Source organism: Desulfomonilaceae bacterium (genome assembly GCA_041662605.1).
Classification (GTDB): Bacteria; Desulfobacterota; Desulfomonilia; order Desulfomonilales; family Desulfomonilaceae; genus CAJBEZ01.
Map to the genome: position 1 here is coordinate 120,149 of JBAZSD010000002.1, position 24,971 is coordinate 145,119.

The window sequence follows — 24,971 nt, forward strand, 5'->3', positions numbered from 1 at the left end:
AGTTATCTTAAAGCTTTAGCGCTCTCTTGCGAAATCGCTGCCTAACTATTTCCGCCAACGTATTTATGACAAAAGTCATCGCAAAAAGAACCAGCCCCGTTAGGAAAAGAGTTCGGTAAAGCGTGCCATCCTTTGGGGCTTCGGGAAGTTCCACCGCAATATTGGCCGAGAGCGCCCTAAGCCCGCTAAATATGTTTAGGTCAATGACCGGGGTGTTACCTGTGGCCATCACTACTATCATCGTCTCACCGACAGCTCGCCCCATTCCGATCATAATTGCAGAAAAAACGCCGCTGATTGCGGTTGGTAACACGACCCACATCGCCGTCTGCCACGGGGTCGCCCCACAGCCGAGACTGGCTGAACGGAGTTGATCGGGAACCGCGTTCAAGGCGTCTTCAGCGAGAGTGTATATGATCGGTATGACGGCAAATCCCATCGCAAAACCGACAACCAGGGTATTTCGCTGTATATAAGCGCCTACGATGGATCCCCGGGGATCTAATCCAATTGCAGCCAGTAAGGCTGACAGAAGATATGAAACGACCACTGTGACCAATACCAAGGTCAGCCAACGCAAGAAATCGACTATCGCTCCATAAGGCATTTTCAGGGATTTTATATAGTTGTTCAGCGCAGGTCCGACGGTCTTGGAAACAAGGTAGCTAACCGTCAATCCTGCTAAAGGTAATACCATCAGGAAGAGAAAGGGCAGGCCGCTACCCTGGTGGCCGCTTAACCAAGCTTTTAGGTTCCCGCCGAAGAACACTTTTTCGAATAGAGGTCCGAGAAAATATGCCACGGTAACACCCACGGACACTGACAAGCTCATAAGAATCATTTTCGGCAAACCTTCAAGTCTCAACGCGACCCTTGTCGGGAGCAATTGCCAGAGATAAGCCGATAAAACCAGAGTCAAAGGCATTACTACAAAAGCAAGAATTACGGCGGCTATCCAGGACTCTACCACCGGAGCCAGGACCATGGCCGCTACAAAACCGAGAATGACGGATGGTAATGAGGCCATAACTTCCATAACCGGTTTAATCTTCCCACGAATGTGGCTCGGCACGAACTCGGATGTGTAAATAGCCGCAAGCAGCGCAAGAGGCGCTGCAAAAAGCAGGGAATAGAAAGTCGCCTTTAATGTGCCGAATATCAATGGAACAAGAGAGAGTTTTGGCTCAAAAGCGTCGGTAGCTCCTGTAGATTGCCAAGAATACGAGGGACTGGGGTAACCCTCATACCACACCTTTCCAAACAATGTTCGCCAGGAAATTTCCGGATGCGGTACGGAGAGTCTCCAGAATGCGGTTTTCCCGTCGGGCCCAATGGCCAGTAAACCATCCAGACGTGGAGAAAGCGCAATCACACCTGCTGAAAAGTTATTATTCTCGCCCCCGAGTTGGATAAGCGTTTTTTGGCTGATACCATGACGTAACCAGATTGCGCCATTCCCATCCAGTGTAGCAAATGTCTTTCCGTTTTGACTTGCGCTGAATCCGGTTACACCCGAGGTTTGAGGAGCAAACTGCCGCGTTTGAACCAATGTCATTCCATCAGTCGACTTGGCGTCAGCTCTCTTCAGTAGAAAGTAGATTGACAGATCTCCCGCTGAATCGCCGACAACTATTGACCTCGCCCCAAGCAAAGTACTGAACACCGTTAATTCATGTCCAGGAGGAGTTAATTGAAGGGTCTCCGCAAGTTCCGGCTTGGACTCATTCCGAACATTATATCTGAACATCCGCCCCGTTTTGTCCGCGAGCATCACATTGTCGCCGGTATCGTCAATGATGGCGTATCTAAAATTCAATTTTTCTTTTGGAATGGGCAAAGCAATCTTATTGACGCTAGTAGCGCGGCTCCGGGTGAGCATATTGGTCTTTGTCTCGGTTGTGAGGAAATGTGCGGCCCCTGACGCGTCGACCACTGCAAGGTAACTCTTGGGCCGATCACCAAAATCCACCAGACGATAGTCCAATGCTACAATTGGACTTCCTGTTTCAGAAACTTTTATTTCAGGGTCTAGCTTTAGCTCGACATAAACTTTCCTCAATCCCTTCCCTGGGATCTTTGAAAAAATCGTCCCTGGTCCGGAACTATCTCTGGCGTCTAATTCTATAGTATCTTTGGGCGCTTGTTCAGGCGCCAGGATTTCGTTTCTGGAGTCTATTTCGCCCAACCTAACTGTTCCGTCGGAAAACCCGAACGCAAGATGATTATTATCAATGGTTTTTCCAATAGAAGTGAGTTCTTTACCTCCAAAATCGAAGGAGAGATTTTGGACGGGCGCCCCAGTTTTAGTATGCCATATATATACCAGACCGTTTTTTGAAACAGCGGCGGCAAGAGTGTCATGTTCGTCAATCGTCAAATCAACGACGTCTTTGGGTTTCAAGGGAGCGTTATATTCATTGGCCGAAAGGACTTTGCCCCCTCCAAACAGCGGAAGGACCTCATAGACGAGATAAATCGTCATGCCCATAACCGCTGCGATGACCAGGGCGCCACCAATTGTTATGGTCTTATCCGCCAATTTGTCAGCAAACAGGACCCATGGGCTGGTCTCTTTTCGGCCTTCTACGCCAAATCTTCGCATCACAATATCCTTTGAATTTACCGGCTCGCCATTGGGAAGTGATTCACTGTTTTATTGATGAACCAGAAAAAATAAACGTGAGACGTAGTGACCACATACCAGGTCACCCATCTCACGAATAATAATTCAGTCTATATTATGAAGTCTATTTCAATCCGACTTTACCAAGATCCTCTTCGGCTAACGCTTTAGAAACAGGATAGAAACCATCTTTAACAACTATCATCTGGCCCTCTTTGGAAAAAACGTACCTCAAGAACTGGGCCATCAACGGATTTAGAGCTTCATTCGGTTTTTTATTGAAATATATGTACAGAAACCTCGCTAATGAATAATTTCCGTCATATGCGTTTTCAGCGTTCGCTTCGTAACACTTGGCCCCGTCTTTGGACGCAAGAGGAACTGTGCGGACATCCGGTGTTTTGTACCCAACACCTGAATATCCTATCGCATACTTGTCATTAGCCACACCTTGAACAACAGCCGAAGACCCGGGTTGCTCTTTTACTGTGTCTTTATAGTCGCCGTGGAACAGCGCAATTTCTTTAAAATAAGCGTAAGTGCCGCTTGCAGAGTTACGACCGTAAGTCGAAATGGGTTTGTCGGCCCATTCTCCCGTCAAACCAACGTCTCCCCACGTTTTTATGTCTTTGGCGCCGCTCTTGCGCGTTTTTGAAAAGATTCCGTCAAGTTGCTGCATGGTCAGGCACTTGATAGGGTTATCCTTGTTGACGAACACCGCCAGAGAATCAACAGCAACTCTAACAACTGAAGGTTTGTAACCAAATTTCTTTTCAAAATCGGTAATTTCTTTGGATTTCATCTCACGCGACATAGGACCGAATTGCGACGCTCCCTCTATTAAAGCAGGCGGCGCAGTAGAGGAGCCCTTGCCTTCTATTGAGATCTTTACTCCAGGATAGGCGGCCCTAAAACCCTCAGCCCAAAAAGTCATCAAGTTGTTTAATGTATCTGAACCGACTGATTTGACGGAGCCGGAGACGCCGCTTACCTTTTGATACGAAGTCAATCCTGGATCAAGATCCATTGCTGAGGCCATTGGAGTAAAAGCCAGCCCTGCGGCTATAAGAAACGATGACAACTTCAACATCATTTTGCTCCTCCGATAGAAATAGTCCCGTGGCAGATTTTTCGCATGTTGCTGGTAAGGTCTCAATGAATTGTTAGCATAGTGTTAGCGCATTGCTAGAAATTCATGAGCCCTGGAAAAGACGCCTAATGGCCTGGACAATGACGTTTCGTTTATTATTGATACGATTCGCTATTAGAAAAATTCAGGGAAACGGAGAAAATCCGTAATAATGATTTTCCCCAGCAACACGTAGAGAATTGCCGCTGAGGATATGAATGGACCAAACGGGATCAATGAATCTGACGATATCCTCTTGTACAAAGCGCCGATAAGTCCTACAAGGCATCCGGTGAATGAGGCCACGAACAAAGTGAATATCGTCCCTTCTACCCCAGTGAACGCTCCGACCATCGCCATGAGCTTCACATCTCCGCCTCCCAGACCATCCGCGCCCTTGATCAGTTTGTACAGGTACGCCGGAATATATAGGATTGTGGCTCCAAGCAAAACTCCACCAGCAGATGATTTCCAGTTCATGTCAGGTAAAAACTCAAGGCTCGAAAACAGAAAACCAAATACTACGCCGGTCAGAGAAATGATGTCAGGGATAATCATCTTTTCCATGTCTATCCTGAAAATGGCGATTAACATGGCAAGGAACAGAATCAGCGTGAAGAAAACCGGGCTTAAACCGAATTTTAAAAATATTGACAACGATCCAATGCCACAGAGGAGTTCCACCATAATTTCTTTACGGATCTCATGCTTTAAATCATGTGAGTCAAGGGTCCTGCAGAGAAAAATTCTTGCCAGATGGATCGAACTGACTGATTTCGATGAAGTTAGCGTTCTTTCATCTACCCGGGATATTTCATTAAGAAAATAGCGCGTGATCCGATTCACGACAGAACCTATGAAAACACCAAATCCCAAGACGATGAATGAAGTTAAAATTCTTTCAGCGGTATTCACTAGGGAATTCTGCCTTTCTCTGACCCATTCGGATTGGGACCACGGCCTAACCAACTAGCGCTTATAATGTGTTACTAAAACACGAATTTCGCCTGAACCAATTTGATTAACCAGACCGCGAGCTTCCTCCTCGTCCGGAACAATGGCGAACCAGTCCGATGAATCAATGGTGGAAAAATCCAGATCATTTACAATACGCCATTCTTTTTCTTCAAACCAGTTCAAATCGGAGCATGAGATCAACTGGAAGAAGACCTTGGATTCTTTCGGCAGACTCTTGAACTTGTCCTCACGAATATAAGTCACCTTTCTAGCCCCTTTTCTAAGCAAACAATTTCTACTGAACGCTATTCCGTAAGGCTCGAATGTCTTTCTCATTAACCCTCTTCGCCATTTACAGATTACATGGAACTGCTCAGGCTTTTGCTCCGTAAGGCAAACCACGGGTGAGTTTCCTCTAACCCATTTTGAACTGGACCGGATTCTTTTCTCCTGAATGATTCGTCTCAATGTGTCAAAGGCAGTGTGCGAACAACCAGAATCTCCGTATTCCAGACTTCTCAAATAATCCGACCACGTCTGACCGGGCCATGGCCCGTGACAGGCTCTGGTGTAATGTGTGAGAAGAATTTCTTTGGGCCTGGCTGCCCCCGAAACGCTAAAAGGATCAAATTTGTTTTGTTTTGGAACAACCTCCGATTGTTGAGCAACAGGGCCCGTTGTTATGGTTTTGGTCGATTTTTTTGCCAGGGACGGTTCCTGTTCATGACCCGGGAAATTCTTGACCACAATTTTGCCGGAAACTCTAGCTACACGAAGTATCTCTGACATGTTACCCGACGGTGTGATTTCACAGGGAATCAGGATGTCGGAGAGCGAAGCGGCAAGTTGGTCTCTTAATCTCCATCGCTGCTTGATCTCCGGTAAGCGACCCGGAGAAAATCCTGATAAAAAGAGTGACTTTTCCATTCGAAAAATATCTTCAAACTCTTTTAGGAATTCATCTTTATGCATCCCATCGATCATGAACGGTAATGGAGAGTCACACACCATGACCAGGCCACTGAATCGAGCCAACCACGCGACCATGAGATAGGAAATCGAACCATAGGAGGAAATCATCGTCCACTGGTTTTTCATGGCGTATCGAGTCAATTTAACAGTGTTTTTGAGCCAGGGTGTATTTGAGCCTATTGACCTTGATTTTCGTGAATTCAGTATCATTGCGGTTGGGTTATTCAAGATGCCCAAGTCTCCTAATGTGAAAATCACAGAGGAAATGTCAACGCACGTTCGAAACATCTGAGACTCTGTTGGGCTACTGACATGAATCCCCCTGTCGTACCAGTGTTGAGCCTCCAGCATGGCACGTTCAATCAGCCTGTGATTCTTTGCGAAGTTGGGCTTTGAATAATTCGTGCGATCTTTTTCCAAAATCTCTGACTGCAGATATTCTGGAACGGATTCAGTCGGGATTTGTTTGACACACACTGACGCAATCAACTCAGAGCGCCTAAGATAATCAAGCGCTCGAATTCTTGAAAGAATCGCTGTCGCGAATAGCCCCCTTATTTGATTGTTCTCGTTCAATTATATTTTGTTCGTCGATATTTCAGTCGTAGGCGTTTGGGATATGTGCGAATTTAGCGCATTTTTCTCCCAAATAGACATTGCTCCCGGTTCAATTGATCCATCCAAGGTTCGGAACGCCTCAGTCATCTTGCGTCTTCTTGTCAGAGCCGAGAGCCTTTTCTTCTGCCTTATCCTAGCCCTATTTCGTTTCATCGTTTCTGTTCCCCCGTTTACGGCGAACGGACGACCATCAGAGCCGATTCAATCTAATGATTATAGGCTAACCGTTAAACCTGTATCAAGTTAGATGAAAAGATCCACCACATCACTCTCCAAAACATAGAATGATTCTTTATCTTTATAGAGTTTCTTTGGTTGGGAGATCTTGTACTTGGAGTCATTGACTGCGACCACTTTTCCTTCTATGACCTTGAGAGATCCAACTTCTTCAGGAGTGGCCTTCCACGGAATTTCATCCAGATCCACGACGTAATTTCCGTTCCAGTCGCGCAGAAAAGATGTTCCCGTTTTCTTAAAAATATCCTGCACAGTGTGCCACTCTTCAGACTCCACCACAAACGTCAAATCCTCCTGCGAACCTATGGGAACAACGAGGAGAAGTTTTATTTCTTTTTCGGACATTAATACTCCTGATTAACAAATGCCTGTCAAATCATTAAGGTAGGGTCAACGCCAAGGTTTGATTCGGTTTCCCGAGCACTGGCATTACTCGACCGTCAAATCTCATTCTGATCCCACCCGCATTTCCTGTTATAACTCTAAAATTATTTTTTGCGGTAAAAACCTGTATGTCCCCAGGGGACATCAACATTTCTTCTGCTGGGCCATTATCAGGTTCCACGCGGACCCAAGCGTTAGCTATGGCTTTTATTTCAAGGACTTTCTTTCCAGCTTGGGTTGGTTTAACCGTTGTTAGAGAAGGTCGAGACTTTTCACGACGGCCAGGTTGCGCGCTAACAGGAGTTCCTGTTTTGCTTATTGTATCATTGGCTTTGTGATCTCCCTCTAAAAAAACTCGACTAACTCCTGTCAGAACCAGGATCAACAGGGACAACGCGCCAACGGCTGTCAATACCCTGTTGAACCATACATTCTGAACAAATGATAGCCCATGCTGACTCGATTCGACGGGGACCAGGCTCTTTTCTTCTACAAGGCTATGGGGCTGCTGTTCGCCAATGAAATCCTCAAGTTTCTTGACAGTGTCGTCAACATCCTGCCCAAGTTCACGAGCGTAAGATCTTACAAAACCTTTTACAAAAACCAGTGGGGGCAATAGATCGTATCGATCGTTCTCCAGAAAATCCAGATTTGTCATAGCTATTTTTGTGCTGAGGGAGATATCTTCCAGACTCTTACCTTTCTCTTCTCTAAGTTCTTTGAGGTACAGTCCAAAAGATTCCATAACTTATATGACCTGTCCGGATTGGGAAATGAGAACTATCACATTAAGACCAACAAGATTCCGGTCCCATTGAATAGAAGATGTGATATAGCTGAACTCTAGCGATTTCCTGAACACTCGACTTTTTTGTTCGTGAGAAATCGTTACATTTCGATTATCATCACGTATTGTGTTGATCAAGGATTTATTCAACCTCCGCGTAAGGATCGGGGAAAAATTCTTGAAAGCGCTTAAAGTTTTTCTCGGCATTTAATTTAGGACGCTACGCCCTAATTCCAGAAACATTTCAATGATCAAAAAATACGGTTCTTTAGGGGAATGGATCATCGCGCGGCCGGCGTCTATAGCATTTATAGCCATGGTAGTGGGTATTCTCCTGGCTCGCCTATGGTCCAAACCAATTGATGAAAAAATAATCACTTTATTCCTAGTTTTTGCCTTAGGGCTTGGAATTGCCACTCAGGCCACAAAGAATCAGGTCCTTGTATGGTCGTTCCTCGTTTCGGCTTTTCTTCTCCTGGGCTTTTCTCTGGCGACTGATTCTTCGAAGGTTACTCCTGAGAACATCTTATCATCAAAGAAACGAGTAATCACAGCCAGGGTCTCGCGCGTTTTAGCGAATAGCTCTGATTACAGAATCATACTACTTGAGTCAGGACAATTTGTAGATGAAAATCTTGAACTCCCTGGTCGTGGCCGGTTGAGTCTTCGAGAGAACTCTGCGCCGCTGATCGCAGGAGATCTGATATCGTTTCGGTCAAGCGTCCGTATTCCTGCCAACCGCGGAAACCCAGGCGAATATGATTGGGAGATGGACTGCAAGAGCGAGTCTATAAACTGGTTGGTAAACGCTCGCGGTCCTCAATCCGTTGTCATTTTACGAACTGGATCGCCGGTCAGTCCGTATGCTCTCCTTTCAAGGCTACGTCAATCGATGTCCAAATTTCTCGAGAAGTACTCCGGCCGTTTCTTCAGCCCTGCCGACGCCTCAGCGATCAAAGCGATTCACAAAGGAATTATATTGGGGGATCGCGCTGAAATCGACAGTGAATTGAACAAAGCTTTTTCAAACAGCGGCCTCGTTCACATGCTTTCAGCATCGGGCTCGCACGTAACTATAGTTGCGGCCATGACATTTTTTTCAACCAAACTCCTCTTAAGATTCTTTCCTTATCTATTGCTATGGATCCCTTTGCCAAAGATCGCTGCGTTTTTTTGCATTCCTACAATCAGTGTCTATTGCTTTCTGGTGGGATTGAAACCGCCAGCGATGCGCGCTGGAATCGTTGGGGTTACGTTGGCGCTTGCTCTGATTTCAGAGCGCAAATGGGATTCCTTAAACAGTTTGGCGTTGTCAGCGTTGTTGATCGTTCTTTTTTATCCCTTTTCGATCTTTACACCCAGTTTTCAGCTATCATTCGCCGCTGTCTCGGGAATATTGATTATTATCAAGAGCCCATTTTTCTTAAGAATTTCCAATCCGAATCTGGATTCAGCCTCAGCATCCAGTTTGGAAAAAATCGGCTCGAAAGAAAAACCCGGCTTCTCGATTGGCGCTATAAAACGCCCAATCTTGGCCATAGTTTTGTCCTCTTTTGCGGCCACCATGGCAATCACGCCGCTGATAGTTCACATGTTCCATTCTGTTCCTCTTTATTCAATACCGGCCAATCTGGCCGCTGATTGCGCTTTGACTGTCGGGCTATCTCTTGGGTTAATTTCGACTTTTTTCGGGGCGTTCTTTCCTGAAATAGGCCAATGGTTATTGGCGCCGGCGGATGTTTTCGTGTGGATTGTGATAAAAATAGCCGTGTTTACCGATAAATTACCATGGGCGACTCTAAAAATTCCAAACCTGGGGTATTGGGGATTGTTAGTCTCCTGCGCCACTACGTTGGTGACCTTTTGTTTTCTGTTGAAGCCAACCAAAAAGGTTGGATTGATCGCCTTATCGAGCTGGGGGATCTTGATTGGGTCTTTGCTTGTAGGTCAGGTCGTTCTGAAAAATTCCCCTATTCTTAGAATAGTTTTCCTTAATGTAGGTAACGCCGACGCTACCTTTATCAAGCCACCAGGAGCGTCGGGGATATTTATAGACACGGGTCCCGGAACGCCATATTTCGACGCCGGCCGTTCAATCATCGCCCCATTTCTTCTGTGGCAGGCCGTAAGTAAACTTGAGGCTATAATAATAAGCCATCCACAGGCCGATCATATGGGAGGGACAGGAACAATCCTGGAGAATTTCAAGACCGAAACTTTGTTCATAAATCCAGCCGGAGAATCAGACTCAAGAGTTACCAACCTAACGTCCTTTGCTCGTTCGCTCGGAACAAAAACTACCTTCGCAGACACCTCCATAGGAGAGATCCTTGTCGGCTCTACCCGAATAACTTTTGTCCACCCCAAAGCGTCTGCGGGACTGGCGAATAGCGCCAAAATTAATGACATATCCGTTGTGGCGAGACTGGACTACAGAAACTTCTCGGCTCTGTTCACAGGAGACCTCGAGAGAGGCGGAGCGAACGAACTGTTGGGAACTGGAACAAGGCTTTCAGTAACTGTCCTGAAAGTACCTCACCACGGCGGAAAAACGAGCGCGACATCTCGGGACTTCTTAAGATCGGTCCATCCCAGAATCGCCGTAATATCTGCCGAATATCCGCCAAAAGGGGGTTTACCCGACGTAAATGTAATTGATCGTTTAACTGACGCGGGAGCCTCAGTTTATTGGACCGGTAAAGATGGGGCTATTACCATAGAGACAGATGGAATCAACTCGTTAAAGGTTATTACAGGGAAAGATAACAAAAAACTGTCTTTCCCGAATGCCATGAAGAATTAGCTAGAATGAACCAAGTTGAGACGAATGGTCGTGGTCCATCAAAGTTTGCGCGAAACGACGTTTCAGTATATAATTGCGCCTGAAAACAATTATTGAGTTGGTTCAGAGCGAGAGTGGCGGAATTTGGCAGACGCACCGGACTTAGGATCCGGCGGGGTAACCCATGGGGGTTCGAGTCCCCCCTCTCGCACCATTTGATCGAAATGATGAAAACAAACAGGAAATGAGCGTTATACAATGAAAAAGCTTATGTTCATAGCCGTTTTAGGCTGCGCGTTTGTGTTTTCCCAATATTCTGAGGCTCCAGCCCAGTATTACTCTTATTATTACCCCTATTATTACGCCCCTCCGGGGTATTACCCCCCTCCTCCAACAAAGCAGAGCGCTCCTGTCACACCATATTACTTTCGCATGATGCCGGACCCGTACCAATCCTGGAGGTGGGACAGGAAGAACCGCTGGGAAGATTATCAACAGTCGATCCGTAGTCCGCTGAACCGCGAATCGGACCTTGAGTACATGCTCAGAACCTTTTGAAAAAAACTTTCTCGATTCTCTTCAAACCCAGGGGTCATTCAGAATTCGTAGAGATAGTAATACAGCCCTACAGCTACAATAAGAGCGCCTACCGCAATTATTTTTGTTAGAATATATGTTTCCATGAATGCATTATATTCGGGATGAAATTTTTTAGAAGTGAAAAGCGCTTAACAAAAATAAAAAGGCTAAGCAGATTTGTTCTTGCAGTTTATGAACGCTTATGGTAAACCGTTTTATTAGCTAATCGGCATAACCCACTGATCATAGTGTTTTAATTATGGACTGATGCAGGTCAAAAAGGCTGGTCATCAGCGTTCGGTTAGACATATCCCTAAGTATACTGCTACTGAATCCTTACTAAAAATATAAATCCGGCTCAAACTTACAATTTTTCGGGGGGCCGTTCAAAAATGTTTCGCATTTTGTTTTTCGCTTGTTTTGTAATCCAAAAGATTCCCAGGTTTTCGCGTTTCATTACGGTGATCGTTCTAATCCTTGTGGGAGTTAATCCTCTCGAAGGTTATAACGAGAGGGCAACGGAGAATGGGGTTTTCTTGTATGAAGCCGTCCGAATCAAAAATGGACTGCCGTCTGAAATTACCAAGATTCTGAGAGGTCTTTTCAATCATGGCCGTGAAATCACAAATGACAACAAGAGCGCCAGTGAAAATAATTTCACGGTGGATGATGCGATTAGACAATCGACTGAACCAAAGAAGGAAGAAGAAACCTTTTACCGAAAAGAACCAGATAAAAAGCGATCTCGCCACCGTGCACGACCTAGGGCTGAAAGACCCGATAACGAATCACCTCTGATTTGGCCGGACGACAGAAAGTCGTTGATTTTTGTCAGAGATACGGCCAGCAGGATCAGACAAATAAGAAAGATCATCAAATCGTTGGACAAGCCGGAAGCCCAGATTCGCATTGAAAGCCGCATTGTTCGAGCCAACAAGGATTGGAGCAGAGGCATTGGGATTCTTTGGGGCGGTAGAAACAACCAATTCGGGGGTGTTAAAACAGATCGATCAAGCTATTGGGGCATAACAGGAAATCAATCCGGATATCCCGCCAATACAGCCACGGGGGCTAACCTCAAACAGACAATCTTCGTAAACGGAACGCAGCAGCCTACCAGCAGGACCATAACATCGAGTGAAATACCCTCCCGACTTGCCGTCAATCTTCCGGCGAGCGTCGCGAACCTGGGTGACATCATGGGGTTGGGAATGCAATTTGGACTCCTGGCTAATCAATATATTACTGAACTTGACTTTCGCCTTCAGATCGGAGAGGCGCAGGGACAGGCCAGGACAGTGGCTCGCCCCAACATTCAAGTCTCGGATGGATCTAACGCTGTCATAAAGAGTGGTTCAGTGCTCAATGTTCAGACTTCTTCACCACAGTGGGGCACCAACTCGCATCTGGTTCCAGTTGACCTAAAACTCCAGGTAACACCCAAAATTCTCGCAGACAAAAGAATAAAACTGATAATCACGGTGACTGATAACGAGCCGAACCCTCTGCCCACAACGGGAGAATTATATTTGGAACGGGAGGCTCATACCACCATGACCATCGGCGATGGAGAGACATGCGTAATAGGCGGAATAATCAGGGATACGGTCATAGGACGTCGTGAGGGTTGGCCAGGCCTGATGAACCTGCCCATAGTAGGAATGTTGTTCAGCAACAAAACAAAGTCCAAAGAGACGGACGAATTGTTGGTATTTATCAGTCCAAAGGTAGTTTTCAAGCCGAAATAGGATGAACTCACTTTTGCAGTTGGTCAAATTACAAATCGAAACAACTAGCTCAGGAAATTGTTGTTCAGCAGCAGGTAGAATTGGCCTCTATTCAAACCTGTCCCGGTTAGTTAGAGCCAGGGTTGAGTTGTAGGCCCTAAGTATCGCTTCGAGCGCTGTCCCCCCGATAGCTCTAGCTTTTTCGGAAATTGTCACACAGTAAGACGCCTCGCCGCGAGGATCTATGTCTCCTATCTTGAGATTTGGCGCCACTGAGGTCCCAGGTCGAATCAATCCTCTCAAAACACCGCTCAACCTGGCATTTACGGGTTTATTGGACACAAGTCCTATCAACTGGCCTTCTTCCACATGCGCCCCTATAGATAACTCAGAGAGGAAAACCCCTTTTGTGGGTGCCCTTAGCACTCTTAACCCTGTGTGTCCAGCTATGTCGCCGGGTATACCGGTATTAGGCAAGGAGTAACCGCTAGAAATTAACCGGCCCAGTTGGTGGCCTCTTGCTGTCTCCACAACGTAGTGAGCGTCTTTACCAGCAGAAAAACCTGGGCCAAGCGCTATCACCAAAGGAGCGTCCTGCATTGAAGTCCCTGTGTTTTTCTTGGCAAGTATGGCGTCGATAAGGATATCAGGCTGAAACGCATTCAAACAGGAGGCTGGAGGGTCCACAAGAACCGGAATGCTTTTCCTTGCCCAAAGTTCATGAGCTTCTTCGACATGATTTACCAGTTCCGCCCTTACGTCCTCTACTGTCCAGCTTTTCTCGTATACAGCCTCACAGAAACTGACCGCACGTCTGACTGCGAGAGGTTTTTCGATTTCAGTCATCAGGATTCTGAAGAACCCCGAATTGTAGAGGCGGCAGGCGGACCCCGTCGCCATTTCCCCTGCCCCACGAATCAGTATTTTCAAATCAGAGAGCATCAACAGTTTTGCATGGCTTTTGATCATATGGATACAGACCTAAACCGCCGGAACCATCACTTCGAGGCCTTTTTCCGGTACACCTTCATCTTGATTTGGGATCTCACCTTCCACTTTGTTTTGCAATGCCTCCAAAATTTTGTCCGGAGTTAAAGGAAAATCGGTCATGTAAACTCCGATTGCATTACTGACCGCTGCCGCATAAGCCTGAGCCGCCGACATAGCGATTGACATTCCGGATTCTTTGGATCCGTACGGACCTTCCGGGTCATTGGATTCAATTATGATGGTATTAATTTTGGGCATGTCACAAGCCAAAGGCACTTTGTAATCCAGTTGTGTAGGATTTAATACCGAGCCTCCGTCCCAAACGTGTCCTTCAGTTAGAATCCCGCCCTGGCCTCCCATGGCAATGGACCCCTGAAACTGGCCTTCGAGAACAAGCGGGTTCAGAGCAAAACCGACGTCTTGGGCCGCAGTCACTTCCAGGACAGTTACCTTGCCGGTTTCGGGATCCACTTCAACCTCTGCCACCGTAGTTCCGAACGAAAAAGCTCCGCACATCTGTCCGAAAGGATTCTTGACCCACTCTCTCTTAGGATCAACTTTGGGCCAGTAGTCCCCTTGCCCGCTGACCGATTTCCCCTGGGCTAAAAGCATCCTGACTACCTTTTTCAGGGGAATGCTTGTGTCTGGGGAATCTTTGACGTAAATCATGCGGTCTCGCGCTATCAAGTCGTCCACCTTTACATTGAGTTTTTTAGCCGCAGTCTCGAATAACTGTCTTCGAACATTTTCGGCCGCGTTCTTTACCGCATGTCCACCAATGAAGGTAGAAACCTGCGAATAGGCGCCCGGGTCAGAGGGGGTAACCTCGGTATCCGCTGTAACGAGTTGAACATCCTCAGTGCGAATGCCGAGTTCCTCGGCGGCAATTTGAACCAGCATATTGTCATTTCCCTGACCGTTATCCACCACTCCAGAAATGACAGTAGCTCCTCCATCTTCGTTGAGTTTGATTATGGCTAGAGACCCGCCCCGAATACCCATGGGGAATCCAGTCTGAACGGAATTGCAACCGATGCCAATTCCGCGCAAAGGTGGAAGTTTACCCCATTTGTCATTCCAACCTGATTTTTCAGCGGCTCTAGTAATGGTTTCCTTCATGGCGCAACTTGCAACATGAGATTTGGTATTGGTAAATTCCCCGGGTTCCCGGGCATTGATAAGTCGCATGGTGACCGGATCAATCCCCAAATGCTCGCCGATCATGTCCAGTTGGGTATCTACCCCACTGGCGAAGGCCCTGCCATGTATTCTAATCATACCGCGTGGGGGTTTATTGGTATAAATTCTGTACCCATTGTATCGAACGTGATCCATTTTGTAGGCCTGCTCCATGCACAAGAAAGGCACACTGACAGCGATTGGACCTGTCGAGCTGTAAGCCCCACCATCCATATAGCAGGTCACATCCCGTGCGATTACTCTACCATCCTCTCTGACACCTGTCTTTATTGTGGTGATCAGAGCGTGTCCCTGGCGAGTCGCTATGGAGTTCTCTTCCCTGGTATAAACGATTTTCACAGGCCTGCCACTCTTGCGGGCCAACAGGGCGCATATAAGATCCGCAGGCGCTATTTCACTACGACCGCCAAAAGCGCCCCCAATGGTGATTTTTCGAACCCGTATCTTGTTGAGTGGGATACCCAAGGCGTTGGACAAAGGCTTGGCCTTCATATGAGGACCAGCGTTCGGCATCCAGATTTCAAGGTTGTTGTCCATGTCGAAACGGGCCACCACGGCATATGGCTCACCCTGAAAATATGAATCCTCAGATGCTGTAAAAGTATCTTCCCGGACGTAATAGGATTCGGCAAAGCCTTTTTCAACATCTCCTACATTGATAGGGACGTGGACATTTATATTCTGCGGAAAGTCGTCGTGAAGGAGCGGAGCGGTCGGAGATAGTGATTCCATAGCGTCAAAGACCGCTTCAAGAATCTCGTAATCGACACGAATACAATCTATGGCTCGTTGCGCCGAGTCCTCGTCAACAGCCGCTACGGCTGCTACCTCTTCCCCAATAAACCTTACTTTGTCTGCTGGGAGAAACTGCTGATCCTGAGTATAACCGAACACCCCCCATTTTCTCTGGAGAACGTCCCGTCCGGTAATTATCGCCTTTACTCCCGGCACTCGAAGCGCTTCCGAAATGTCGACATTGACAATTCGGGCATGAGGGTGGGGGCTTCGGAGGATCTTTCCCACCAACATCTTGGGAAGTTTGATGTCGGCCGTAAAAAGGGCTTCGCCAGTGACTTTGGCCCTACTATCTACCCTGGGCATACTCTTTCCAACGAACGCATAGTTGGGCATTGTCTCTACCTCTTTTCCTTTGACCTATCCACCACGGCTTCCACTGCCTCGATAATTTTTGTATATCCAGTGCATCTGCAAATGTGCCCGCTCATAGCGTTTATGATTTCTTTTTTTCCAGCGTGCGGGTTGTTGAGCGCCAATCCTTTGGCTGCCATTAACATACCGGACGTACAAAACCCGCATTGAACAGCGCCATGATCAATAAATGACTGCTGCAGGGGATCAATTTCGCCATTTTGAGCGAGCCCCTCAACGGTCGTAATGTGGGTTCCCGAGGCCTCAACAGCCAGTGTCAAACAGGAACGGACAGGCTTGCCGTCCATCAGGACAGTGCAGCCACCGCAGACCCCTTCTCCGCACCCTTCTTTCGCTCCGGTCAGGTCCAAATCCTCTCGAAGAAGCTCTAAGAGTGTGCGATTTGGGTCTACCGCCAGGGAACAGCTTTCCCCGTTAATCGTAATTTCTAATGGCTGTTTGTTCATTTTGCCTCCAAAAAGCCTTTCTGAGAAACCGCCCTCTCTGTAGCCCGTGTTAGGGCCCGTTTGGCTATTACCGAAACCATTTTAGTCCTGTATTCAACAGGTTGCGTCATGTTGTTGGCAATAAAAGCCTCGGCCGTGTTCATGGCGTCAATCGCCACTTCGTTGATTGCCTGTTGATCTCCAGCGGGCCTGTTTTTGAGAGTTTTCTCGACAGTAGCGATTGAGAGTGGGCCTCTAGCCACAGCGCCTATTACAAGGCGGGCCCGAACTGTTCTACCACCTTCAGTTTGTACAAAAGCGCCCGCCGAAACCATCGCATAATCTATAGAAGACCGGTAGGCAAGCTTTTCGAAAGCTGTCCCAGCGCCCGGAACCGGAGCCGGAACAAGAATTTCAGTGAGCATCTCGTTGTCGGCAAGGGTTAATGGGCGCTCTCCTACAGAAGAATACAGTTCCTCAAGAGGCATGGTCCGAGTTTCGTCCTTGGACTTAATGACGACTTTGGCGTCCATTGCAATCAGAATTGGAGCAGAGTCTGATTGGCATGCGGAATGACATTTGTCTGATCCGCCTTTCCACGCGAAACATGTACTCCCGCCGGCTTTGTTGCAGGTTTGTCTCGCTGCCCGAAAAAATTTGGACTGGTCATAAAATTGACAGCGGTTATCCTGGCACAGGTTGCCCCCAATAGTCCCGGAAAAATGCTGAATGGAAGGAGCTCCAATTGCGTTAACAGCTTCAAAGAGGCCGGGCCAGCGGTCACGAACCGGCTGATATTCCAGAATATCCGACAGTTTAACGGCAGCTCCGATCTGGAGACCGTCACCAGTTTCCTTGATTTCCGCCAATTCTGATAATGCCTTTAAACTTATCAAATGCGTCGGCGCAACGAGACCATGTTTCATTCTAACCAAAAGATCTGTTCCGCCGGCGAGAACCTTGCAGTCGTTGCCATAGGAGTTTAAAAGTTCCAGAGCCTCGGATAGGTCCCGAGGTCGATCATAAGCAAAAGGTGGTAAGCGCATACTATCCTCCGAAATGGTCCTCTCACGCTTTATTCACATGGCTGTTCTTTTTGGGTGAACACGTCAATTCCACAGCTAACGGCCCCATTTTTCTTTTTGATGGCTGCGAGGACCTTTTCCGGGGTTATAGGCAGGTCCTTTATCCTAACGCCGATGGCGTCATAGATGGCGTTAGCTATGGCAGGGGCTGTCGGGACACATCCAGGCTCACCAATGCCCTTTGCCCCAAACGGGCCTTGATCGTCAACGGTTTCTATGACAACTGCCTTCGAGTGAATTGCGTCCATTGCCGTCAAGATCTTATAGTCCCGAAAATCTGGGTTCATGTTTCGCCCGTTCTGCAATATAACCTCTTCGGTTAGAGCGTAACCTACTCCCATCAGAACACCGCCATGGACCTGGCCGTCGAGCAACAGGGGATTGATCGCCCGTCCAACATCATGAGCGGCGATGTAATCAAGAATTTCGACTTTGCCGGTCGCCTCGTCCACCTTCACCCGAACGCCATGAGTGCCAAATGAATAGGTCGCCGACATGTTACCACGAAAATCACGGCCCATGTTTTCGTTGGGTGGATCATAAAAATTGTCGGCCATCATCATTTCGCCTCTAGGAGTAAAATGGGACCCTCGCAGCAGTTTTGCAATCGGCAAAACCTGTTTACCTTCTACAAAAAAAGCCCTGTCTTTTAACACCAGTTTGTCTTCATCGACCCCGGTGGCCTTGGAGGCCATAACGAAAAGACGGCTCCGAATTTTCTTGGCTGCGCCTAGAGCAGAATTACCGGCCACAAACGTAGTGCGACTGGCATGGGCCCCTACATCCCAGGGGCAGATATCAGTATCTTGGTGGAATACATGGACATCTTCCACTTTAACCCCGAGTTCTTCGGCTACAATCTGGGCTATTATTGTATCAGCTCCCTGGCCCATATCCGAAGCGCCTGTGAACACATCCACTTTACCGTAATCATCCATTTTGATGATCGTGCCGCAGCCATCGGATTTATAAATCCTGGCCCCTCCACCAACGTGTATCAATGACGCTAGACCAACGCCAACACCGTTTTCCCTGGTTCTACCGAATTCAAGGTCTTTCGAGACCGCTTCTATACATTCCGGAAGCCCGCAGCTTGTTATGCGCAGACCTTGGGGTGTTACATCACCGGGCTGGTTTGAATTTATCCGTCTAAATTCAACACGGTCGATCCCCGCAGCTTCGGCAAGCATATCCATAGCGCTTTCGATGGCAAAGGTGGCTTGCGGGTTGCCGTAGCCACGCATAGCCTGGCTGTAAGTGTTGTTGGTATAAACACATTTAGCTGAGTATCGCACATTCGGCACCCGGTAGAGCGAGGTGATCGGCATCATCATGACCGACGGCGTGGTGGCCCCCCATGAGGTATATGCTCCATTATCCAGGACCATTGACATGTCGCGGTAGAGCAGTCTTCCTTCCCTGTCGCACCCCATGGAGATATATGTGACTGTTGGTTGCCGTGGCGATGTGGCGATAAATTCTTCCTCGCGTTCAAATAGTATTTTGACTGGGCGGCGAGCATGCCATGCAAGAAGAATGGCCATGTGTTCATAAGCGTAGGTGTCCAGTTTGCTGCCAAAACCTCCACCAATAGAAGGTTTTATGACTCGAACACGCTTGTCTTTAACACCGAGAGCCTTCAGGGTTTCCTGAAAATCCTTCTGCGCAAGTGACGGAATTTGTGTATTCGTGTAAACCGTCAAATTGTCGGAATGATCAAAATCCGCAATAGCTCCACTTGTTCCCATACAACAGTGTGTAACCCAAGTGGTGGAGAAGCGTTCCGTAACATTAAAGGCCGCTTCAAGCTTGGCTGCCTCTACATCGCCGTAATGGAGACTCCAAGGCATTTTAAGAAGATTGGTCTTGTGGTTTTCATGGACCAGAGGCGCTTCAGGTTTTAGGGCTTCTTCAGGATCGAAAATTGCTGGAAGGGCCTCATAAGTAACATCAATAAGACTAATCGCCTCTCTAGCGGTTTCCGGGTCCGTGGCCGCAACTGCCGCCACTTCATCCCTGTAGGACCGAACTTTCCCAGCCTTCAGGAGAGGATTGTCCTTGTAAAAACCAAGGCGAACCGGAGGGATATCTGCGGCCGTTAAAACCGTGATTACGCCGGGCAAGTCTTTAGCCTTTTCAGTGTCAACCCTTATGATTCGAGCGTGTGGGTACTTGCTGTAGAGAATCCTTCCATACAGCATTCCGGGTAGTTTAAAATCCTGGATGTATAGTGCGCGTCCCGTGGCCTTATCTACGGCGTCAACCTTTGAGATCCGTTTCCCAATCACCGTGAACTCTTCCATGATCTCTTTCTTACCATTCCTTTCGTGGTCGTCGATCATATAAGCAGGTTGCATTAGGATGTAACAGTTTGAGATTCATGCCTGTTCTTTGAACCACAAATTGTGACTCCAATTTACTCACACTCATCTTCGGTCATCGCCCCGTAAGTCATGAAAGTTAGTCAGAATCTCCAGATTCCCTGACCGCTGCATTTATCTCTCCAGAACTTTTGTCGACAACTGCCTCGACTGATTCAACAATCTGGACATACCCAGTGCAGCGGCATAAATTTCCAGCTAATGCCTGCTTTATGTCCGCCTCAGAGGGCTGTGGATTTTCATCTAGCAGGGCCTTTGCTGACAAAATCATACCTGGGGTGCAGAAGCCACATTGAATGCCTCCATTTTTAACAAATGATTCTTGAAGAGCATGCAATGTTCCATCAGCGGCAGCAAGCCCCTCTATGGTCAAGACTTCCTTTCCGTCTATCTCTACTGCAAAGTAAAGGCACGAATTGACGGCCAGACCATCCACAATAACCGTGCAGGCCCCACATTCGCCGCGGCCGCAACCTTCCTTTGCCCCTGTCAAACCAAGTTTTTCACGCAATAGGTACAGGAGATTCCAGTCGTCCTCTATCGCTACACATGTTTGAGCGCCGTTTAACAAGAATTTTATCTCTCTGGACATACAGAAGCCTCCACTAGTGTTGAAAACTCCAATCTGGAGCCTATTTACGGGATTGTAGGAAACCTGAATCAAGAGACACGATCAACGGTTTTTGCGGACCAGTATTAAACTGTAGATCCAGCCGGGCTAACTAAAAGGCTTTGCCTCAAATCAGGTCCTGGCGTCGCGCCTTTTATAGCGCTTCTGTCTCTTTGATCCGCTGCATACATTTCACACCCATACGTTGAACAAAGACCAATACCATTTCACGGCGATACCAGGCCAAGCCGCGAACGCTGTCTCGAACTCGGGATTCCTCCGCCGCCAGCTTTCCGGCTTCATTCAACGTGTTTTCAGTAACTTCCTTTCCAACCAGGTATCGTTCCGCAGTCAAAGTCCGAATAGGTGTAGGGGCCGCCACCCCTAAAGTTATCCTGGCTTTGGCGCATCGGTTTGAACCTTCTTCAAGAGTGATCAGAACACCGACACCAATCAAGGGAAGTTCCATGGCCGCCCGACGGCCAAATTTCTGGTAAGCTCCACCAGTTCGAGAAGGTTGTTTCGGAACAACAATTTCTGTAACAATTTCTCCCGGGTCCATTACTGTCTGACCAGGACCCTCAAAAAAATGAACTAAATCGACAGTGCGTTCTCCTGCGCTTCCGTAGATGTTTACCCGAGCGTCCAGCGCAATTAATGGAATAGCGCCGTCAGCGGAGGGAACGGCGTTAACCAGGTTACCGCCAATTGTGGCGACATTTCGTATTTGTGTTGATCCGATCCGCTGTACGGCATCATGTATGATGGGGTATTGGAGTCTGATAAGTGAAGACGTCTCAAGCGCGCGGTGAGTGACCAAACCACCTATGTGCAACGCGCCGGTTTCCCGATTCACCCCGAGTTGAGATCCCACACCAATGTGTTTCAGAGAGATCAGATAATCGGGAGCCAGTTTGCCGGACTTAATTTTGACCATTACGTCCGTCCCACCGGCCACGTACATAGCTGAACCCTCGTGAGACTGATTTAATGAAACAGCTTCATCAAGCGTTTTAGGGATTAGGTATTTAAATTTTTTCATCATTACCTCGCCTAGATGGTTTTCGGCTAAGACAGGCGAATATAAGCTCGACACAAATCAGAGACGAGAATCTCTACGAAGGGCGGTTATCAAACACTCGCTTGGATTTTCTTTCGGAGCGGGGCAAAGAGCCATAATCATTGACTTCGGCGTTACAACTTACCAAAAGGGCCTTTTTTATGGCGGCTTCCACTTTGCGCTTGAGATCTGGGCTCTTAGCCTTGTCAACGCTCTCGTGACTCTCCACACGTAAAGTCATGTAATCTCGACCATCATCACCACGATCAACTAAAATCTGGTATTCAGAACCTATGTCGTCAATTACTGAAAGCGCTGAATCGATTTGACCCGGATAAACATTTACTGCCCGAAAAATAATCATGTCATCCGAGCGCCCCAGGATGCGATCATGAAGTGGCATAATGTTGCCACAAGAGCACGGTCGTTCGATCAAGCGACTAAGGTCTCGCGTGCGATAGCGAATCAATGGGACTGCCTCTTTTTTCAGAGTTGTAACGACCATTTCTCCTATTTCACCCGGAGGCACAGGTTTCAGAGTGTCCGGGTCCAAGATCTCCAATATGTAGTAATCGGCCCAATAATGAATGCCTTCATGACGCGTGCAGTCCAGTCCCGTACCCGGACCATACAATTCGGTCATTCCTGGAATATCGAACATATGCTCTAAACCCAGCAAATCCCCAATCCGTTGGCGCATGGCGTCGCTGCTACGCTCCGACCCAAAAATCATTTTTTTGAGAGCGATTTTATCCCTTAGTCCTCTGCGGTTCACTTCCTCGGCCATGAGAAGTCCCATGGATGCAGTGCAACACAAAACCGTTGACTGCAGGTCGACCAAAAATTCACATTGCATGTCGATGTTTCCTGGTCCCACAGGCACAGCCAAAGCGCCAAAACGCTCGCATCCCAACTGGAAGCCTACCCCGGCTGTCCAAACACCATAGCCCACTGCAATCTGAACCCGATCGGCTACTGTAAGTTCAGCCATTTCATAACACCTTGCAAAGAAATTGGCCCAGTCGTCCAGATCATTTTGTGTATAAGTGAGGATTTTGCGTTTACCAGTGGTTCCAGAGGATGCGTGAATACGGACTACGTCGGATAAGGGGACTGACAAGAGGGGAAAAGGGTACCCCGATTTCAAATCGTCCGCTGTTGTAAATGGTAATTTTTCAATATCAGTTAGGGACTTAATATCGCCGGGCTTCAACCCGACCTGTTCCATTGCGCTTCGATAATGTTGTGAACCAGAGTAGGCGTGCCGTACTGTCCATATGAGACCTTCCAGTTGATGGTCTCGCAGTTCAGAAATATTTGCAAAAGACGGCATAAAAGTTTTGGGCATCAAGAATCACCTCGGGAAATTACATGGTTAACTCTTTGTCTGACAGGCTTAATGCTTGTAACAAATCAGGAACTACTCCCGTCACTTCATCTGTTCCGACGTCCCTCGCGGCATTCAGCAGTCGCCACTTCATCTAACATATAGCTGTCCGGTAAAATGACAACGCCATAATCTTCGTAAGCCTTTTCAACGCTTATATAACCGTTTTGGACGTCCTCAACGACATCTTTAGGATCACGCTCAAACGGATTTCCGTAACCGCCGCCACCGGCGCTGTAAAAGGCGATCCGATCACCGGGCATGGCAAAGGTTAGGCCACTAGGGTCCGCTGGCGCTTCGTTCCTGAGAAAACGCGCTTTCGAGCCATCACCTCCACCGAAAAGCCCCTCGGGTGGATAGCGAAATCGGCCGGCCTGGACAGCGATCGTAAGTGGATATTGAGACGCTAGCTCGCCATTTGGCACACGGATGACCATTTTTCGACCCAAACCGCCACGTTTTTCCCCTGGACCACCCGAATCGGGTAGCAAGGATCGTTCCTCTACGATTAGCGGGGTATCGCTTTCCAGTATTTCCACGGGAGTATTGGCTCCGTTGGCGGGGAAAATTGCGCAATGGTGTCCATCCATTGAGCTGCTTGCGCCCATTCCTCCCCCACGTATGATCATGGTGTGCCAGGGTTTTCCGTTGCGATCCCGACCGTAAAAAATGTTCGTTTGGGCAGGAGTCCCTCCACTACCGGCGATTATGCGATCCGGCACAGCCGGGGAAAGCGCTCGAAATACCATTTCAGTCATGAAATGACCTACCTGCATCCGGGCCGCTACTGCGGCAGGAAAACTGCAGTTGACTACACAACCATCGGGAGCCACCATTCGAATTGGTCTTGTAGAACCTTCGTTAATGGGAATATCGGGGTCGAAAGAGCTTTTCAGGGCCATGAACACATATGCGTAGGTAAAATTGTATACTACGTTTACTCCCCAATTGACCTGCGGAGAAGTGCCTTCAAAATCTACAAGAATGTCGCTGTCCATAACATTGACAGCCAGATTGATGTTTATGTCCTCCCGCGTACCAGCGCCTTCTATAAGCCCTTTATAACAATACTGGCCTTTGGGAATTTTTTCGATAGCTTGTCGCATACTTGTTTCGGTTCGGCAAATAATTTCCTCGGCAAGATCTTCCAGGTCATCAAGCCCCTCGTCAGAGAGCATCTCTACAACTTTTTCGGCGCAAACGTGATTGGAGGCTACCTGTGACCGAATGTCACCAATTACCTGCTCGGGTGTCCTTACATTCCAGCGGATCAGATTTAACACAGCTTCATTCAATACGCCCGCGTCATAAAGTTTCAACGGAGGAATAAAGAGGCCTTCTTCATAGACTTCCCGGTTGTCGGAAGCGACACGGCCTCCAATATCAGAGTGGTGAAAAACGCAAGCGGTGAAAGCTACTATGCGCTCTTTGTAAAATATGGGACTTAATACGCATACATCATTCAAATGCCCCGCTAGTAGCCATGGATCATTGACAATGATGACATCGCCCGGTTTGCATTCAGCATGTGACAGAGAATGGATAATTTTCTTTACCCCGAGCGCCATTGCGCCAGCCATGCCCGGGGTGCAAAGGGTACCTTGCACAAGTTCCCTACCCTGACTGTCGGTGAACATGCACGTGTAGTCGTGGGCATCTCGCAACAGGCTGGAAAAGGCCGTCCGGGCCACTGAGGCGTCGGCTTCATCCACAATGGAAATTAATCGGCGCCAGAGAATTTCAAGGGTAATTGGATCGAACTTTTCCCGCATGTTAATTTCTCCGTCCAAAATTAGTTCCAATCAGTTGTTTCATGACGAACACATCGAGCCTCTTGATCCCATTTAATAAATTCTAATCGAGGACAA

The 24,971-nt window shown here is 47.8% G+C and carries 18 protein-coding genes and 1 tRNA gene; 4 read left to right on the forward strand and 15 right to left on the reverse strand.

What is annotated here, in order from left to right; genetic code table 11:
- Positions 1-7: 7 nt before the first annotated feature.
- The 6 genes from WC647_01980 to WC647_02005 form a co-directional block, all read right to left on the reverse strand.
- Positions 8-2,602, reverse strand: a complete 2,595-nt coding sequence (locus WC647_01980) for an ABC transporter permease subunit (GenBank protein ID MFA6221063.1) — start codon at positions 2,600-2,602, stop codon at positions 8-10.
- 145 nt (positions 2,603-2,747) lie between these two features.
- A complete protein-coding gene (locus WC647_01985) occupies positions 2,748-3,716 on the reverse strand; it encodes a phosphate ABC transporter substrate-binding protein (protein MFA6221064.1) in 969 nt (322 codons plus the stop codon).
- Positions 3,717-3,887: 171 nt separating this feature from the next.
- The gene (locus WC647_01990; protein ID MFA6221065.1) at positions 3,888-4,667 is read right to left on the reverse strand and encodes an A24 family peptidase; all 780 of its coding nucleotides are present in this window, start codon (positions 4,665-4,667) and stop codon (positions 3,888-3,890) included.
- A gap of 54 nt (positions 4,668-4,721) precedes the next feature.
- Entirely contained in the window at positions 4,722-6,257 is a 1,536-nt protein-coding gene (locus WC647_01995; GenBank protein ID MFA6221066.1) for a hypothetical protein, read from the reverse strand.
- A gap of 285 nt (positions 6,258-6,542) precedes the next feature.
- A complete protein-coding gene (locus tag WC647_02000; protein ID MFA6221067.1) occupies positions 6,543-6,881 on the reverse strand; it encodes a hypothetical protein in 339 nt (112 codons plus the stop codon).
- A 34-nt stretch (positions 6,882-6,915) separates the two neighbouring features.
- Positions 6,916-7,665, reverse strand: a complete 750-nt coding sequence (locus WC647_02005; protein MFA6221068.1) for a RodZ domain-containing protein — start codon at positions 7,663-7,665, stop codon at positions 6,916-6,918.
- A 289-nt stretch (positions 7,666-7,954) separates the two neighbouring features.
- Here WC647_02005 and WC647_02010 point away from each other — a divergent pair, with 289 nt between their 5' ends.
- From WC647_02010 to WC647_02025, 4 genes are all read left to right on the forward strand, one after another.
- Positions 7,955-10,510 carry a DNA internalization-related competence protein ComEC/Rec2 gene (locus WC647_02010; GenBank protein ID MFA6221069.1) on the forward strand — a complete coding sequence of 852 codons (2,556 nt, stop codon included), beginning with the start codon at positions 7,955-7,957 and terminating at the stop codon, positions 10,508-10,510.
- Positions 10,511-10,617: 107 nt separating this feature from the next.
- Positions 10,618-10,703: transfer RNA gene (locus tag WC647_02015), tRNA-Leu, on the forward strand.
- Between the two features lie 44 nt (positions 10,704-10,747).
- Complete coding sequence (locus tag WC647_02020) at positions 10,748-11,047, forward strand: hypothetical protein (protein MFA6221070.1); 300 nt, start codon at positions 10,748-10,750, stop codon at positions 11,045-11,047.
- A gap of 413 nt (positions 11,048-11,460) precedes the next feature.
- Positions 11,461-12,816: a secretin N-terminal domain-containing protein gene (locus WC647_02025; GenBank protein MFA6221071.1), complete on the forward strand. Its 1,356-nt coding sequence runs from the start codon at positions 11,461-11,463 to the stop codon at positions 12,814-12,816.
- Positions 12,817-12,903: 87 nt separating this feature from the next.
- Here the strand turns inward: WC647_02025 and yqeB are convergent, their stop codons facing one another.
- From yqeB to WC647_02070, 9 genes are all read right to left on the reverse strand, one after another.
- Positions 12,904-13,764, reverse strand: coding sequence for a selenium-dependent molybdenum cofactor biosynthesis protein YqeB (gene yqeB, locus WC647_02030; GenBank protein MFA6221072.1), 861 nt, complete (start codon positions 13,762-13,764; stop codon positions 12,904-12,906).
- A gap of 12 nt (positions 13,765-13,776) precedes the next feature.
- Positions 13,777-16,116, reverse strand: coding sequence for a xanthine dehydrogenase family protein molybdopterin-binding subunit (locus tag WC647_02035; GenBank protein MFA6221073.1), 2,340 nt, complete (start codon positions 16,114-16,116; stop codon positions 13,777-13,779).
- A 5-nt stretch (positions 16,117-16,121) separates the two neighbouring features.
- On the reverse strand, positions 16,122-16,601 hold the full coding sequence (locus WC647_02040; protein MFA6221074.1) for a (2Fe-2S)-binding protein: 480 nt from the start codon (positions 16,599-16,601) through the stop codon (positions 16,122-16,124).
- Positions 16,598-17,626: an FAD binding domain-containing protein gene (locus WC647_02045; protein ID MFA6221075.1), complete on the reverse strand. Its 1,029-nt coding sequence runs from the start codon at positions 17,624-17,626 to the stop codon at positions 16,598-16,600. Before WC647_02045 ends, WC647_02040 begins: the two co-directional genes overlap by 4 nt.
- Before the next feature lie 29 nt (positions 17,627-17,655).
- Positions 17,656-20,022: a xanthine dehydrogenase family protein molybdopterin-binding subunit gene (locus WC647_02050; GenBank protein MFA6221076.1), complete on the reverse strand. Its 2,367-nt coding sequence runs from the start codon at positions 20,020-20,022 to the stop codon at positions 17,656-17,658.
- A gap of 103 nt (positions 20,023-20,125) precedes the next feature.
- Positions 20,126-20,638, reverse strand: coding sequence for a (2Fe-2S)-binding protein (locus WC647_02055; GenBank protein MFA6221077.1), 513 nt, complete (start codon positions 20,636-20,638; stop codon positions 20,126-20,128).
- A 172-nt stretch (positions 20,639-20,810) separates the two neighbouring features.
- On the reverse strand, positions 20,811-21,701 hold the full coding sequence (locus tag WC647_02060) for a xanthine dehydrogenase family protein subunit M (protein ID MFA6221078.1): 891 nt from the start codon (positions 21,699-21,701) through the stop codon (positions 20,811-20,813).
- Between the two features lie 70 nt (positions 21,702-21,771).
- On the reverse strand, positions 21,772-23,064 hold the full coding sequence (locus WC647_02065; GenBank protein ID MFA6221079.1) for a phenylacetate--CoA ligase: 1,293 nt from the start codon (positions 23,062-23,064) through the stop codon (positions 21,772-21,774).
- Positions 23,065-23,150: 86 nt separating this feature from the next.
- The gene (locus WC647_02070; GenBank protein ID MFA6221080.1) at positions 23,151-24,875 is read right to left on the reverse strand and encodes a hydantoinase B/oxoprolinase family protein; all 1,725 of its coding nucleotides are present in this window, start codon (positions 24,873-24,875) and stop codon (positions 23,151-23,153) included.
- Between the last annotated feature and the right edge of the window lie 96 nt (positions 24,876-24,971).